Source organism: Streptomyces sp. HB132, from assembly GCF_016909575.1.
In the GTDB taxonomy this organism is placed as follows: domain Bacteria; phylum Actinomycetota; class Actinomycetes; order Streptomycetales; family Streptomycetaceae; genus Streptomyces.
Genome location: NZ_JAFBGA010000003.1, coordinates 225762 through 241643, shown reverse-complemented (window position 1 = coordinate 241643; position 15882 = coordinate 225762). Strand labels below are relative to the sequence as shown.

At 70.9% G+C, this 15882-nt stretch carries 12 protein-coding genes; 9 read left to right on the top strand and 3 right to left on the bottom strand.

Features of this window, described 5'->3' with window-relative positions:
* Positions 1 to 57 precede the first annotated feature (57 nt).
* Together gltB and JOC24_RS08755 are read left to right on the top strand one after the other, a co-directional pair.
* On the top strand, positions 58 to 4617 hold the full coding sequence (gltB, locus tag JOC24_RS08760; protein WP_205019559.1) for a glutamate synthase large subunit: 4560 nt from the start codon (positions 58 to 60) through the stop codon (positions 4615 to 4617).
* Complete coding sequence (locus JOC24_RS08755; protein ID WP_205019558.1) at positions 4610 to 6070, top strand: glutamate synthase subunit beta; 1461 nt, start codon at positions 4610 to 4612, stop codon at positions 6068 to 6070. The genes gltB and JOC24_RS08755 overlap by 8 nt, the downstream gene beginning before the upstream one ends.
* 129 nt (positions 6071 to 6199) lie before the next feature.
* Here JOC24_RS08755 and JOC24_RS08750 read toward each other — a convergent pair whose 3' ends face one another.
* Together JOC24_RS08750 and JOC24_RS08745 are read right to left on the bottom strand one after the other, a co-directional pair.
* Positions 6200 to 7477 carry an SLC13 family permease gene (locus tag JOC24_RS08750; RefSeq protein WP_374104483.1) on the bottom strand — a complete coding sequence of 426 codons (1278 nt, stop codon included), beginning with the start codon at positions 7475 to 7477 and terminating at the stop codon, positions 6200 to 6202.
* A gap of 52 nt (positions 7478 to 7529) precedes the next feature.
* Entirely contained in the window at positions 7530 to 8444 is a 915-nt protein-coding gene (locus tag JOC24_RS08745; RefSeq protein ID WP_205019557.1) for a rhomboid family intramembrane serine protease, read from the bottom strand.
* A gap of 178 nt (positions 8445 to 8622) precedes the next feature.
* On the opposite strand from JOC24_RS08745, the gene JOC24_RS08740 reads away from it, so the two are divergent.
* The 4 genes from JOC24_RS08740 to JOC24_RS08725 all read left to right on the top strand — a co-directional run bounded on the left by JOC24_RS08740 (position 8623) and on the right by JOC24_RS08725 (position 12664).
* Positions 8623 to 9366 (top strand): vWA domain-containing protein, encoded by a 744-nt coding sequence (locus tag JOC24_RS08740; protein ID WP_205019556.1) that lies wholly within the window; start codon positions 8623 to 8625, stop codon positions 9364 to 9366.
* Positions 9367 to 9462: 96 nt separating this feature from the next.
* Positions 9463 to 9984 carry a pyridoxamine 5'-phosphate oxidase family protein gene (locus JOC24_RS08735; RefSeq protein ID WP_205019555.1) on the top strand — a complete coding sequence of 174 codons (522 nt, stop codon included), beginning with the start codon at positions 9463 to 9465 and terminating at the stop codon, positions 9982 to 9984.
* Between the two features lie 623 nt (positions 9985 to 10607).
* On the top strand, positions 10608 to 10811 hold the full coding sequence (locus JOC24_RS08730; protein WP_015607926.1) for a cold-shock protein: 204 nt from the start codon (positions 10608 to 10610) through the stop codon (positions 10809 to 10811).
* A 197-nt stretch (positions 10812 to 11008) separates the two neighbouring features.
* Positions 11009 to 12664 carry a DEAD/DEAH box helicase gene (locus tag JOC24_RS08725; protein WP_205019554.1) on the top strand — a complete coding sequence of 552 codons (1656 nt, stop codon included), beginning with the start codon at positions 11009 to 11011 and terminating at the stop codon, positions 12662 to 12664.
* Between the two features lie 249 nt (positions 12665 to 12913).
* Here JOC24_RS08725 and JOC24_RS08720 read toward each other — a convergent pair whose 3' ends face one another.
* Entirely contained in the window at positions 12914 to 13339 is a 426-nt protein-coding gene (locus JOC24_RS08720) for a hypothetical protein (protein ID WP_205019553.1), read from the bottom strand.
* Between the two features lie 148 nt (positions 13340 to 13487).
* On the opposite strand from JOC24_RS08720, the gene JOC24_RS08715 reads away from it, so the two are divergent.
* Genes JOC24_RS08715 through JOC24_RS08705 form a run of 3 tightly spaced genes read left to right on the top strand, consistent with a single transcriptional unit; the run spans position 13488 to position 15848 of the window.
* The gene (locus JOC24_RS08715) at positions 13488 to 14135 is read left to right on the top strand and encodes a DUF998 domain-containing protein (protein WP_205019552.1); all 648 of its coding nucleotides are present in this window, start codon (positions 13488 to 13490) and stop codon (positions 14133 to 14135) included.
* Positions 14136 to 14167: 32 nt separating this feature from the next.
* Complete coding sequence (locus tag JOC24_RS08710) at positions 14168 to 14539, top strand: YciI family protein (protein ID WP_205019551.1); 372 nt, start codon at positions 14168 to 14170, stop codon at positions 14537 to 14539.
* A gap of 49 nt (positions 14540 to 14588) precedes the next feature.
* Positions 14589 to 15848, top strand: coding sequence for an RNA polymerase sigma factor (locus tag JOC24_RS08705; RefSeq protein WP_205019550.1), 1260 nt, complete (start codon positions 14589 to 14591; stop codon positions 15846 to 15848).
* The last annotated feature ends 34 nt before the right edge of the window (positions 15849 to 15882 follow it).

Here is a 15882-nt window from a genome sequence, read left to right as displayed (position 1 = left end):
AGAGGGCCAGCGTCGTCCCTCGGCACAGCACATGCCACGACGACGACGGGAGAGCCGATGCGCATCCACGCCTGGTCGCCCATGGACGGTCGCCCCGCCCAGCAGGGGATGTACGACCCCCGTAACGAGCACGACGCCTGCGGCGTCGGGTTCGTGGCCACTCTTACCGGTGTGGCCAGCCATGAGCTGGTCGAGCAGGCGCTGACCGTACTGCGCAACCTCGAACACCGCGGCGCCACAGGATCCGAGCCCGACTCGGGCGACGGCGCCGGCATTCTCCTCCAGGTCCCGGACGCCTTCCTCCGTGAAGAGACCGGGTTCGACCTCCCTGAGGCCGGCTCCTACGCCGTCGGCATCGCCTTCCTGCCCGCGGACGACGCCACCGAGTCCGTCAAGCAGATCGAGGAGATCGCGGCCGAGGAGGGCCTCGACGTCCTCGGCTGGCGCCAGGTCCCGGTCACCCCGGACATCCTCGGCAACGGCGCCCGCGCCGTCATGCCGGAGTTCCGCCAGATCGTCGTGGCCGACGGCGTCAGCACCGGCATCGCGCTGGACCGCAAGGCGTTCGTCCTGCGCAAGCGCGCCGAGCGTGAGGCCGGGGTGTACTTCCCCTCGCTCTCCGCACGCACGATCGTCTACAAGGGCATGCTGACCACCGGGCAGCTGGAGCCGTTCTTCCCGGACCTCTCCGACCGCCGCTTCGCCACCACGGTCGCGCTGGTCCACTCCCGCTTCTCCACCAACACCTTCCCCAGCTGGCCGCTCGCCCACCCGTACCGCTTCGTCGCGCACAACGGCGAGATCAACACGGTCAAGGGCAACCGCAACTGGATGAAGGCCCGTGAGTCCCAGCTCGCCTCCAGCCTCTTCGGCGACGCCCAGCTCGACCGCATCTTCCCCGTCTGCACCCCGGACGCCTCCGACTCCGCCTCCTTCGACGAGGTCCTGGAGCTGCTCCACCTCGGCGGCCGCTCGCTGCCGCACTCGGTGCTGATGATGGTCCCCGAGGCGTGGGAGAACCACGCCTCCATGGACCCGGCCCGCCGCGCCTTCTACCAGTACCACTCCACGATGATGGAGCCCTGGGACGGCCCGGCCTGCGTCACCTTCACCGACGGCACCCAGGTCGGCGCGGTCCTCGACCGCAACGGTCTGCGTCCCGGCCGCTACTGGGTCACCGACGACGGCCTCGTCGTCCTCTCCTCCGAGGTCGGCGTCCTGGACATCGACCCGGCCAAGGTCGTCCGCAAGGGCCGACTCCAGCCCGGCAAGATGTTCCTCGTCGACACCGCCGAGCACCGCATCATCGAGGACGACGAGATCAAGGCGTCCCTGGCCGCCGAGAACCCGTACGAGGAGTGGCTGGAAACCGGCGAGATCGAGCTCGAGGACCTCCCCGAGCGCGAGCACATCGTCCACACCCACGCCTCGGTCACCCGCCGCCAGCAGACCTTCGGCTACACCGAGGAAGAGCTCCGCGTCCTCCTCGCCCCGATGGCCCGCACCGCCGGCGAACCCCTCGGCTCCATGGGCACCGACTCGCCGATCGCCGCGCTCTCCGAGCGCCCCCGGCTGCTCTTCGACTATTTCACCCAGCTGTTCGCCCAGGTCACCAACCCGCCGCTGGACGCCATCCGCGAGGAGCTCGTCACCTCGCTGCGCTCCACACTCGGCCCCGCCGGCAACATCCTGGAGCCGACCGCCGCCGCGTGCCGCAGCGTCACGCTCCCCTTCCCGGTGATCGACAACGACGAGCTGGCCAAGCTCATCCACATCAACGCCGACGGCGACATGCCGGGCATGAGGGCCGCGACCCTCTCCGGCCTCTACCGCGTCAGCGGCGGCGGCGAGGCACTCGCCGCCCGCATCGAACAGGTCACCTCCGAGGTCGACGCCGCCATAGAGGACGGCGCCCGCCTCATCGTCCTGTCCGACCGGCACTCCGACGCCGAGCACGCGCCGATCCCCTCGCTGCTGCTCACCTCGGCCGTCCACCACCACCTCATCCGCACCAAGCAGCGCACCCAGGTGGGCCTGCTGGTCGAGGCCGGCGACGTCCGCGAGGTCCACCACGTCGCGCTGCTCATCGGTTACGGCGCCGCCGCGGTCAACCCGTACCTCGCGATGGAGTCCGTCGAGGACCTCGTCCGCGCCGGCACGTTCATCGAGGGCACCGAGCCCGAGCTGGCCATCCGCAACCTGATCTACGCCCTCGGCAAGGGCGTCCTCAAGGTCATGTCCAAGATGGGCATCTCGACCGTCGCCTCCTACCGCGGCGCCCAGGTCTTCGAGGCCGTCGGTCTCGACGAGGCCTTCGTCGCCCAGTACTTCAACGGCACCGCCACCAAGATCGGCGGCGCCGGACTCGACGTCGTCGCCAAGGAGGTCGCCGCCCGGCACACCAAGGCGTACCCCGCCTCCGGCATCTCCGCCTCGCACCGCGCGCTGGAGATCGGCGGCGAGTACCAGTGGCGCCGCGAGGGCGAGCCGCACCTGTTCGACCCCGAGACGGTCTTCCGCCTCCAGCACGCCACCCGCAACCGCCGGTACGACATCTTCAAGAAGTACACCGGCCGGGTCAACGAGCAGTCCGAGCGCCTCATGACGCTCCGCGGCCTGTTCGGCTTCAAGAGCGGCCGCGAGCCGATCTCCCTCGACGAGGTCGAGTCCGCCGCCGACATCGTCAAGCGCTTCTCCACCGGCGCCATGTCGTACGGCTCCATCTCCCAGGAGGCGCACGAAACCCTCGCCATCGCCATGAACCAGCTGGGCGGCAAGTCCAACACCGGTGAGGGCGGCGAGGACTCCGAGCGTCTCTACGACCCGGCGCGCCGCTCGTCCATCAAGCAGGTCGCCTCCGGCCGCTTCGGTGTCACCAGCGAGTACCTGGTCAACGCGGACGACATCCAGATCAAGATGGCGCAGGGCGCCAAGCCCGGCGAGGGCGGCCAGCTGCCCGGCCACAAGGTCTACCCCTGGGTCGCCAAGACCCGGCACTCCACCCCGGGTGTCGGCCTGATCTCGCCCCCGCCGCACCACGACATCTACTCCATCGAGGACCTGGCTCAGCTGATCCACGACCTCAAGAACGCCAACCCGGCGGCCCGCGTCCACGTGAAGCTGGTCTCCGAGGTCGGCGTCGGAACGGTCGCCGCGGGTGTCTCCAAGGCCCACGCGGACGTCGTCCTCATCTCCGGACACGACGGCGGCACCGGCGCCTCGCCGCTCACCTCGCTCAAGCACGCGGGCGGCCCCTGGGAGCTCGGCCTGGCCGAGACCCAGCAGACCCTGCTGCTCAACGGCCTGCGCGACCGCATCGTCGTCCAGACCGACGGCCAGCTCAAGACCGGCCGCGACGTCGTCATCGCCGCGCTTCTAGGCGCCGAGGAGTTCGGTTTCGCGACCGCGCCGCTCGTCGTCTCCGGCTGCGTCATGATGCGCGTCTGCCACCTCGACACCTGTCCGGTCGGCATCGCCACCCAGAACCCCGTCCTGCGCGACCGGTTCTCCGGCAAGGCCGAGTACATCGTCAACTTCTTCGAGTTCATCGCCGAAGAGGTCCGCGAGATCCTCGCCGAGCTCGGCTTCCGCACGATCGAGGAGGCCGTCGGCCACGCCGAACTCCTCGACACCGACCGGGCCGTCGACCACTGGAAGGCCCAGGGCCTCGACCTCGAGCCCCTCTTCTACGTGCCCGAACTGCCCGAGGGCGCCGTACGCCACCGCGTCAACGAGCAGGACCACGGACTGACCAAGGCCCTCGACAACGAGCTGATCAAGCTCGCCGCCGACGCCCTGGGCGCCGACAGCGCCGAGGCCGCCCAGCCGGTCCGCGCGCAGATCGCGATCCGCAACATCAACCGGACCGTCGGCACCATGCTCGGCCACGAGGTGACCAAGAAGTTCGGCGGTGCGGGCCTGCCCGACGACACCATCGACATCACCTTCACCGGGTCCGCGGGCCAGTCCTTCGGCGCCTTCGTACCGCGTGGCGTGACGCTGCGCCTGGAGGGCGACGCCAACGACTACGTCGGCAAGGGCCTCTCCGGCGGCCGCGTCATCGTCCGCCCGGACCGCGGCGCCGACCACCTCGCCGAGTACTCCACCATCGCCGGCAACACCATCGGCTACGGTGCGACCGGCGGCGAGCTGTTCCTCCGCGGCCGGACCGGCGAGCGCTTCTGCGTCCGCAACTCCGGTGCCACGGTCGTCTCGGAAGGCGTGGGCGACCACGGCTGCGAGTACATGACCGGCGGACACGCGGTCGTGCTCGGCGAGACCGGACGCAACTTCGCCGCAGGCATGTCCGGCGGCATCGCGTACGTCATCGACCTCGACCTCGACAACGTCAACACCGGCAACGTCGGCGCCGTCGAGCTCCTCGACGACACCGACAGGCAGTGGCTGCACGACGTCGTGCGCCGCCACCAGGAGGAGACCGGATCCACGGTCGCCGAGAAGCTGCTGGCCGACTGGGACTCCGCGGTCACCCGCTTCAGCAAGATCATCCCGTCCACCTACAAGGCAGTGCTCGCCGCCAAGGACGCCGCTGAGCTCGCCGGTCTCTCCGAGCAGGAGACCACCGAGAAGATGATGGAGGCGGCGACCAATGGCTGACCCCAAGGGCTTCCTGACCACCGGACGCGAGGTCGCCGAGACCCGCCCCGTCGGCGAGCGCGTCAAGGACTGGAACGAGGTCTACGTTCCGGGATCGCTGCTCCCGATCATCAGCAAGCAGGCCGGCCGCTGCATGGACTGCGGCATCCCGTTCTGCCACAACGGCTGTCCGCTCGGAAACCTCATCCCCGAGTGGAACGACTACGCCTACCGCGAGGACTGGTCGGCGGCGTCCGAGCGCCTGCACGCCACCAACAACTTCCCGGAGTTCACGGGCCGCCTGTGCCCCGCCCCGTGCGAGTCGGCGTGCGTCCTCGGCATCAACCAGCCGGCCGTCACCATCAAGAACGTCGAAGTCAGCATCATCGACAAGGCCTGGGACAGCGGCGACGTCACCCCGCAGCCGCCCGAGCGCCTCTCCGGCAAGACCGTCGCCGTCATCGGCTCGGGCCCGGCGGGTCTCGCCGCCGCCCAGCAGCTGACCCGCGCCGGCCACACCGTCGCCGTCTTCGAGCGCGCGGACCGCATCGGGGGACTCCTCCGCTACGGCATCCCCGAGTTCAAGATGGAGAAGTCGCACATCAACCGCCGCATCGAGCAGATGCGCACGGAGGGCACCAAGTTCCGCACGGAGGTGGAGATCGGCAAGGACATCGACGCCGCCAAGCTCCGCCGCCGCTACGACGCGGTCGTCATCGCCGCCGGAGCCACCGTCTCCCGCGACCTGCCCGTCCCGGGCCGCGAGCTCAACGGCGTGCACTTCGCGATGGAGTACCTCCCGCTCGCCAACAAGGTGCAGGAGGGCGACCTGACGGTCTCCCCGATCACCGCCGAGGGCAAGCACGTCGTCGTCATCGGCGGCGGCGACACCGGCGCGGACTGCGTCGGCACCGCCCACCGCCAGGGCGCCGCCTCCGTCACCCAGCTGGAGATCATGCCCCAGCCGGGCGAGGAGCGTAACGCCAACCAGCCCTGGCCCACCTTCCCCATGCTCTACAAGGTCACCTCCGCGCACGAGGAGGGCGGCGAGCGGATCTACTCCGTCTCCACCACCCACTTCGAGGGCGACGAGGATGGCAACGTCCAGTCCCTGCACCTCATCGAGGTGGAGTTCAAGGACGGCAAGCTGGAGCAGAAGGCCGGCACCGAGCGCGTCATCCCGGCCCAGCTCGTCACCCTGGCCATGGGATTCACCGGCACCGACCAGGCCAACGGCCTCGTCCAGCAGTTCGGCCTCGACCTCGACGAGCGCGGCAACGTCGCACGCGACGAGAACTACGCCACCAACGTCGACGGCGTCTACGTCGCCGGTGACGCGGGCCGAGGCCAGTCCCTCATCGTCTGGGCCATCGCCGAGGGCCGCTCCGCCGCGCGCGGCGTGGACCGCTTCCTGACAGGGACCAGCGCCCTGCACGCCCCGATCCGCCCGACGGACCGTTCCCTGATGGTCTGATCGCGGCTACACAGACGTCCCGTACAACGGCGTACGGAACTGAACGCGGCGCCCGCCCCCGTCCCCGACCGGACAAGGGCGGGCGCCGCGGCGTGTCCGGGACCTCGCGGGCACCGGCCGGCACCGGACTCAGCCGACCAGCGCCAGCACGGACACGGCGGCCAGGGTGCCCGTGACCGAGAGCACCAGACCGGTCCCCACGAAGCGGCGCATGTCGATCCTCGTCCCGTGCACGCGGCACCGCTCGAACCACAACAGCGTCGCCAGGGACGCCCACGGGGTGACGAGCGGCCCCACGTTCACCCCGATCAGCAGCGCCAGCAACCGCTGGTGGTCACCCACCGGGATGACCGCCTCGCCCGCCAGGTACGCCGGCAGGTTGTTCACGACGTTCGACAGCCCCGCGCCCACCGCCGCCGCCCGCAGCATCCCCGGGAAGCCGTTGTCCGAGCCCAGCAGGGACTCCAGCAACGTGTGCAGCCCGTGCGCGCTGACGGTCTCCACCACCAGGAACATCCCCGGGACCAGCACCAGCAGCCGCCACGGCACCAGCGACAGCCGCAGTTCCTCCCTTCGCCGTACGGCGAAGGCCACCACCACGACCACCATCGCGGTCAGCGACGCCGACCACAGGGGGACGTCCGCGACCAGGATCGCCAGCAGGAAGCCCGCACAGGCCACCGCACAGATCCGCAGCAGGACGCTATCCGCGGCGACCGTGGGACCCGGCGGGGTGTACCGGTCCGCGCCGCGGCGGCCCCGCCGCCAGTAGAAGACCCACAAGCACACGGCGGTCACAGCGATCGCCGCGAGCTGGGGCAGCGACATCACCGCGGCGAGACCCGACGGCGAGAGCGCCACCCGGTCCGCCGCCAGCAGATTCGTCAGATTCGAGACCGGCAGCAGCAGACTCGCGGTGTTCGCGAGCCACACCGTCGTCATCGCCAGAGGCAACGCCGCGATCCCGACCCGGGAGGCCAGCGACAGCATGACCGGGGTGAGGAGCACCGCCGTGGTGTCCAGGTTCAGCGTGATCGTCGTGAGCGAGGCGAACAGCACGCACAGCCCGAAGAGCAGCGGATAACGCCCCCGCCCCGCCCGCGCCACCCAGGCCGACACCACGTCGAAGACCTGAGCCCGGCCCGTCAGTTCGGCCATCACGATCACCGTGCCCAGGAACACCACCAGCGGCCCGGTGCGCCGCATCTCGGCCGCGGCCGCGTCCGAGGGGAGCAGCCCGGTCGCCACCGCCAGCACCCCCAGGACCAGCAGGCCGCCCGCGAGCCAGTCCAGCGGGTGCAGCCGCCGGACACCACGGCGAACAATCCCCGCTCCGGACCCTTCCCCCGGCCCGAGGCCCTCGGAGTCCGCGGTCTCCGGCCGATCCGCTGAGGAATCTCTCACCATGGGACGATGATCCCAGAAAGTGGACTCGGTTCATCCACGGGCGGGTTCGCCGTCACGCCCCGGTCAGAGCGGCCGTCCGCACGGCTACCACCACGGCCAGCAGCGCGACCAGCACCATTCCGCCCGCCAGCTGCGTCGCCGACGTCCGCAGCCTGGCCGGCGCGTACGCCAGCCCGTAGGTCACCAGACCGCCGGTCAGCAGACCGCCGAGGTGCCCCTCCCACGAGGTGAACACCGCGGAGACGACCATCCACAGCAGGAACCCCGCCATGAAGCGGTTGACCGCCCGCATGTCCCGGCCCAGACGCCGGTTGATGACGTAGAAGGAGGCCGCCAGACCGAAGATCGCCCCCGAGGCGCCGACCGCCGTCGTCTCCGGCGAGGCCACCAGGTAGACCAGCACCGAACCACCCACCGCGGACAGCAGGTACAGCGCCAGATACCGGGCCCGTCCGAGCTGCCCCTCCACGACCCTGCCCAGATTCCACAGCGCGAGCATGTTGAACACCAGGTGCATCACGCCGAACGACGCGTCCGGCGGCAGATGCAGGAAGGCCCCCGTCAGCAGCCGGTACCACTCCCCGTCGGCCACACCGGTCAGCTCGAGCCCGGGATAGGTCTCGCCCTTGTAGTAGTACTGCCCGCCCGACGGATCGACCAGCACCGCCCCGAGCATCCCGAAACGGTCCACCGTCCCGGACCGGACCACCTCGACGACGTACGCGACGATGTTCAGCGCCATGAGCACGTACGTCACGACCGGCGTCGCGGCACTCGGCACCGCGCCGCCGAACAGCGAACGGGCCTGACGGACCGAGCGCTGCCCCTCCTTCACACACTCCACGCAGTGGTGCCCGACCGACGCCTCGCGCATGCAGTCGGGGCAGATGTACCGGTCGCAGCGCGTGCACCGCACATACGTCTCGTACGACGGGTGGCGGTAACACGTGGTGGCGGCGGCCTCCATGGCCGGCTCCTTCATTCGTGGGCGGGGGCTCCTGGACGGGCAGGAGGACCGCATGAGGCGACGGCGCTCAAGATAGCGAACGCGGGTGAGGAGCGGACACCTGGGTGCGCCGGCGTTGCCCTACGCTCGGAACTCCCGCAGCCGCCGCGGCACGAGCCCCGCCCGATCGGAGAGCCACATGACCGGTACGCACGACGCCGCAGGTCCGGCCATCAGCCTGCACAAGATACGGGAACAGGCACCGGCGATCGCCGGCCACTACGAGAGCGCCCGGATCTCCCTGGAGAAGCACGGGATGAGCGGCGGACGCGCCGCGGTCTACCTGGTGCTCGACTACTCCGGCTCGATGAGGGAGTACTACAAGGACGGCAGCGTCCAGGCGCTCGCCGACCGGGTCCTCGGGCTCTCGGCCCACCTCGACGACGACGGACGGGTGCCCGTCGTCTTCTTCTCCACGGACATCGACGCCGTCACCGACATCACCCTCGGCAACCACCACGGCCGCATCGACACGATCGTGGCCGGGCTCGGACACATGGGGAAGACCAGCTACCACCTGGCCATGGACGCCGTCATCGACCACTACCTCGACAGCGGCTCGACCGCGCCCGCCCTCGTCGTCTTCCAGACGGACGGCGGGCCGATCAGCAAGCACGCGGCGGAACGCCACCTCTGCAAGGCGGCGAAACTCCCGCTGTTCTGGCAGTTCATCGGCTTCGGCAACAAGCGGAGCTCTCAATTCGACTTCCTGCGCCGGCTCGACGAGCTCGCAGTCCCGGCCAAGCGCCCCGTCGACAACGCGGGCTTCTTCCACGCCGGACCCGACCCCCGCAGCCTCCCGGACTCCGAGCTCTACGACCGGCTCGTCGCCGAATTCCCGCACTGGCTGGCGGCCGCCCGCGCCCAGGGGCTCGTCGGCTGACCCGCACACCGGGCGCAGGGCCAGCGCGACACGGTGGCGTCCGATCCGGTGACGCGGGACCCGTCACGACAGAGGATGTCCTGATTACGCGGTTCGATGGCACCCATGACATCGAGCGTGACACCGAGTTCCTGGCAGGACTTCCGCGCGGCGGAGCCCGCCTTCGCCGACACCGTGCGCAAGAGGTTCCAGCAGTACAAGCACCACGTCCTCGCCACCCTGCGCGCGGACGGGTCGCCCCGCGTCACCGGCCTGGAGACCGAGTTCCGGATGGACGCGCTGTGGTTCGGGATGATGCCGAACTCCCGCAAGGCACTGGATCTGCGGCGCGACCCGCGCTTCGCCATCCATGCCAACCCGGGGCCCGACGCGGAGATGGCCGACGGGGACATCCGCATCTCCGGGCGGGCGGTGGAGATCACCGACGCCGCCGTACTGGCCCGCTTCGTCGAGGAGGTCACCCCGCCGCAGCCCTTCCTCCTCTTCCGCGCCGACCCCGCCGAGGTGGTCCGCACCGGACTCGACGGTGACGAGCTCGTCGTACAGGTCTGGCGCCCCGGCCGCGCTCTGCGCACCCTGCGCAGAGGGGCCGACGAGAGCCCCGTCCGCGAGTCGTGACGCCACGCCCGACGGCCACGCGGCACCGGGTGCCGCGTGGCCGGACGGCGGCGGACCCGCGCTCCTGGCGGACGGCCTCACTCTTTCTGCCCACGGACCGGACGGGGCGGCTCCCGACCGGGGCGGGGGCGCCCGTCCGCCCCGGCGGCACTCCTTCGGCGTAACCCCCGGCCACCGGTCCGGCTGTCAGGAGCGCTCCGTCCGCACGCGTGCCGGTACGGCGAACAGGTGAATCCGCCCTCCCGCAAGACGGGCGCCCGGCCCCTGCCGTACGGCCCGCCGGACTCCGCCGTCCCCTCGCCCCCGGGAGCGCGCACCCCTTGGGAGAACAGAGCGCGAAGCATCGGGGAACGATTCCGGGACCCGCGATGAACGCTCCCCGCAGCCGCGCCGGTCAGCAGATTCTCCGGCGCGCCGGAGCGGACTGATCTGCCGCCCGCCGACAGAACGTGCTACGGTTGCCGAGTTGCAGTTTTGGTACCCATGAACATTATGTGCGCCTGACGGGAACCCTCCTCAGGCGCTTTATTGTTTTCCGGCTTTCTCCGGATGGGGCTCAATGCGGCGACTTGGAATTCGTAAAGTGCGGATTTCCGGCACTGCACCTCTTTTAGGAGAATGACATGGCTACTGGAACCGTGAAGTGGTTCAACTCGGAAAAGGGCTTCGGCTTCATCGAGCAGGACGGCGGCGGCGCCGACGTCTTCGCCCACTACTCCAACATCGCCACCCAGGGCTTCCGTGAGCTCCAGGAGGGCCAGAAGGTCTCCTTCGACGTCACGCAGGGCCAGAAGGGCCCGCAGGCGGAGAACATCGTCCCGGCCTAATTGCCGGACGCGTACCTCGCAACCGGGGCCCGCACCGTGAAGGTGCGGGCCCCGGTTTGTGCTGTTTCCGACTCGACCATTCCCGGTCCGGCTCCGCCACCGGGACACCTGCTCTGTGCATGCATCCTGGGGCGCACATCAAGCAGTCCGCAGCAGTCGGCAGTAATCCCAGGAATCCCCCAGGAGGGCAATTCCGTATGACCCGCTCCGAACGCCAGGACCGACCGACCCGCAACCGCCCGATAAAGGGGCGCGGCACGGACCGGGCACAGGCGAACAACCGAGGATCCGGCAAGGCACCGGCCCGCCGCAGGACCGCGCCCGCCCAGGGCGGCGAGTTCGCCCTGCCGGAGACCCTGACCCCCGCACTGCCCGCCGTCGACGCGTTCGCCGACCTGGACATGCCCGCCGCGCTGCTGAAGACCCTCGCCGCACAGGACGTGACCGACCCCTTCCCCATCCAGGGCGCCACCCTGCCGAACTCGCTGGCCGGCCGGGACATCCTCGGCCGTGGCCGCACCGGCTCGGGCAAGACCCTGGCCTTCGGCCTCGCCCTGCTCGCCCGCACCGCGGGACGCCGCTCCGAGCCGCACGCCCCGCTGGCACTCGTGCTCGTCCCCACCCGCGAGCTGGCCCAGCAGGTCACGGACGCGCTGACCCCGTACGCCACCGCCGTGAACCTCCGGGTGGCCACCGTCGTCGGCGGCATGTCGATCAGCCGGCAGTCCGGAGCGCTCCGCCGAGGCGCCGAAGTCCTCGTCGCGACGCCGGGCCGGCTCAAGGACCTCATCGAGCGGGGCGACTGCCGACTCGACCAGGTGTCGATCACCGTCCTCGACGAGGCCGACCAGATGGCCGACATGGGCTTCATGCCGCAGGTCGTCGCGCTGCTCAAGCAGGTCGAGCCGGGCGGGCAGCGGATGCTCTTCTCCGCGACCCTCGACAAGAACATCGACCGGCTGGTCAAAATGTTCCTCACCGACCCCGTCGTGCACTCGGTCGACCCGTCGGCCGGTGCCGTCACCACCATGGAGCACCATGTGCTGCACGTGGTCGACGAGACGGACAAGAAGGCCGTCGCCACCCGGATCGCCGCCCGTGAAGGCCGCGTGATCATGTTCGTGGACACCAAGCGTGCTGCCGACCGCTTCGCCAAGCGGCTCCTCGCCAGCGGCGTACGGGCCGCCGCCCTGCACGGCGGCCGGTCCCAGCCGCAGCGCAACCGGACCCTGGACCAGTTCAAGAACGGCCAGGTCACCGCACTCGTCGCGACGAACGTGGCGGCCCGCGGCATCCACATCGACGACCTGGACCTGGTCGTCAACGTGGACCCGCCGACCGACCACAAGGACTACCTCCACCGCGGCGGGCGCACCGCGCGCGCCGGGGAGTCCGGCAGCGTCGTCACGCTGGTGCTGCCCGACGAGAAGCGGGACATGACCCGGCTGATGCAGGACGCGGGCATCGCGCCGCGCACCACCCGCATCAAGTCCAGCGACGAGGAGCTCAGCCGCATCACCGGTGCCCGTGAGCCGTCCGGCGTTGCGATCGTCATCGAGGTACCGCAGCCGGCACAGCCCAAGCCGCGCACGCGCGGCGGCCAGGGCTCCGGCTCCGCGGCCGGCGGATCCTTCCGCTCGGGCAGCCGAGGCCGCGGCCGACGCGGCGGAACGGGCGCGGGCTCGGGCGCCGCACAGGGCGGCGCCGGGGGCGCGGCCCGCGGTGGTGCGGGCGGCGGCACGCGTGGTGGTGCGGGCGGCGGTACGGGCGGATCCGCCCGTACCGCCGGTTCCGGCCGGGCCGGCGGTACGGGGCGCGGCAGCGCTCCCGGCCGCGGCCGACGGGCAGCGTGACCCCCGGGGTGCGGTGACCGGTTCCGCCGGTCACCGCACCCCGCGCGTCCTCACAGCCGGGGCGCGCCCCCGTGGGGACGACCCGGACGTGCCGGAAACCCGGCCGGGGACGATCTCGCGGTCCCGAGTGTCACCTCCACCCGTTCTCCCGGCGCGATGCCGCCGGGATCCGCCCGCGGCGCGGCGGCGGTCCGCCCGAAACCACCGGTCACGGCCGGGCCGTCCGATCCGCGACGGCCCGGGCCGATCTCAGGTCCTGGTCATGGTCGACGCGTATCCGCCCCCGCCGGGGTAGACCCAGTCGCCGGTCACCGTGTCGCCGTCGGCGCCGAAGGTGCCTTCGTAGTAGGCCGGACCGCCCTTCGCCCCGGCCCAGATGGTGAGCTTGTCTCCGTCCAGTTCGTAGACGTAGTCGAAGGTGTTTCCGTTCGAGTCGTAGAACCGCGACACCACGTCCGCGCCCGTCGGCTCGCCGAACGGGCGAAGGTTCCCGATCAGCTCCAGGCCGCTGACCGACTCGCCGAACTGGGTCAGTGCGACGTGCTGGCTCAGGAAGAACCGGCCGGGCATCCACTCGTACCGCACGGTTCCCTCGGCGCCGCCGGTCACCGCCCAGGTGCCGACCAGGCGGTCCAGGGCCTTCAGTTCGGTGCTGGGTTCTCGGGTCTCAGCCATCTCGTCCTCCTTGGTGGGTTCTCGCGGACACCTCGAAGCCGACGGCCCGTTCTCGACACCCTCCCCATGTGATGTGGATCACGTCGCGGAGGTGTCGAGATCCCGGAGCCGGCCACGAGGTAGCGGGCAGACCACCAGGGAGGAAGTCATGGCATCCACCGCCACCGCCACCGCCACCGCCGACGTCGTCCGGCGCTCGGATCGCATGCTGATCGCCGGAGCGCTCGCCGGACCGGTGTTCTTCGCTTCGGCCACCATCCAGATGGCCACCCGCGAGGGCTTCGACATCACCAGGCACCCGATCAGTCAGCTCGCCACCGGCGGTGCCGGCTGGATCCAGATCTCGACCTTCGTCCTCGCGGGCCTCGGCACCCTCGCCCTGGCCGTCGGCATCAGACGCACCCTCACCGAGGGGCGCGGACGGCGAGCGCTGCCGATCCTCGTCGGCGCCTTCGGCCTCGGCCTGATCGCCTCCGGCCTGTTCCCCATGGACCCGGAGAACGGCTTCCCGGTCGGTACGCCGGACCGGCCCATCGCCCGGATGTCCTGGCACAGCGTCGCGCACTCCGCCTCGGCCGTCGCCGCCTACAGCGCCCTGGCCGTCGCCGCGGTCGTGCTCACCGTGCGGTGCGTACGGCACCGAGCCGTCCTCCCGGCCGTACTCAGTGGCGCCACCGCGCTCGTGCTGGTACTGCCCATCTCTCCCGACCACATGAGCGTCCAGGTCGCCGTGAACGGTCTGGTCGCCTTCGCCTGGACGACCACCCTCGCTCTCTCCCTGCGCCGCGCGCGCTGACCTATCATCGCCAAGCACACCGGAGGGGACCCGTGAAGTACCTGCTGCTCGGATACACGTCAGCCGCAGCCTGGGACGCCGCGACCGCCGATACCCCGACGGAGGAGGCGCTGGCCGCCTTCGCCGCGTACCAGAGACTCGAGAAGGAACTGCTCGAAACCGGAGAGCTCGTCGGCACCGAGGGCCTGGGCCACCCGGCGGTCAGCACCACGGTGAAGCGGACGACGGACGGCGTGACGCTGACCGACGGGCCGTTCGCCGAACTCAAGGAGGTCCTGGCCAGCTTCGCCGTCATCGACGTGGCCGGCCGGGAACGGGCCATGGAGATCGCCTCGCGGATCGTGGAGGTGCTGGGCGAGCCGATCGAGGTCCGGCCGATCATGGGAGAGGACTTCACGGCATGACCGGCCGTCCTCCACGGGGCCCGGCGCGAACAGCGCGCCACACCGGCCGATGAACGACGGACCGGGAACGGCCACGGACGTCGAACCCCTGCTCCGCACCGAAGCGCCGCAGGTGCTCGGCGCGTTGGTACGACGCTTCGGCCGCTTCGACATCGCGGAGGACGCGGTACAGGAGGCACTGCTGGCGGCCGGCCGGACGTGGCCGGCCGACGGCGTGCCCGAGAACCCGCGCAGCTGGCTGATCCGGGTCGGCTACCGGCGGATGGTCGACCTGCTCCGCTCCGAACAGGCACGTCGCCGCCGCGAGCAGGAAGTCGGCATGGCCGAACTGGCCATGCAGGAGCAGGACCGCCGGGGAGGTCCTGCCCAGGAGACCGATGACGGCCTCACCCTGCTGCTGCTCTGCTGCCACCCGGCGCTGAGCCCCGCCTCCCAGGTGGCGCTCACCCTGCGCGCGGTCGGCGGTCTCACGACCGCCGAGATCGCACACGCCCACGGAACGACCGAGACCACCTTGGGGACGCGGATCAGCCGCGCCAAACAGCAGTTGGCCAGGGACGGCGTCCGCTTCACCGCCCCGACCGCGGCCGAGCGGCACACCCGCATGGCCGCTGTCATGCGGGTGCTCTACTTGATCTTCAACGAGGGCTACACCGCGTCCGCCGGCGACGAACTCTCCCGCGTCGACCTGACCCGCGAGGCGATCCGGCTGACCCGCATGCTCGGCGACACGGTGCCGGACGACGCCGAGGTGACCGGCCTGCTGGCACTGATGCTGCTCACCGAGTCGCGGCGCGCGGCCCGCATCGGCGACGACGGCGGGCTGGTCCCCCTGGAGGAGCAGGACCGTACGCGCTGGAACCGCGATCTGATCCGCGAGGGCACCCAGCTGATCGACGGCGTCTGGAGCCGGCGGGCGACGGGCCCGTACCAACTGCAGGCGGCGATCGCGGCCCTGCACGCGGCGGCCGTCACGCCGGAGCGGACGGACTGGCCGCAGATCGCGATGCTGTACCTGTGGTTCGAACGGCTCACCCCGACCGCTCCGGTGCGGCTGAGCCGGGTGGTCGCGGTCGCCCAGGCATACGGGCCGGCCCGGGGGATGGCGCTGCTCGACGACCTCAACCGGCGCCACGGACTGGACCAGGACCCTCTCACCCGGCAGCGGGAACGCGCGGTGCGTGCCCACCTGCTGCAGATGACAGGTGACGCGGCCGGCGCGACGGCGCTGTACCGCGAGGCCGCTGCCCTGACCGACAACCAGGTCGAACGCCGCTACCTGCTCGACGAGGCCGCCCGCCCCACCTGACCGGGCCGAACGGCACGGGGCTGCCGCACCCCAC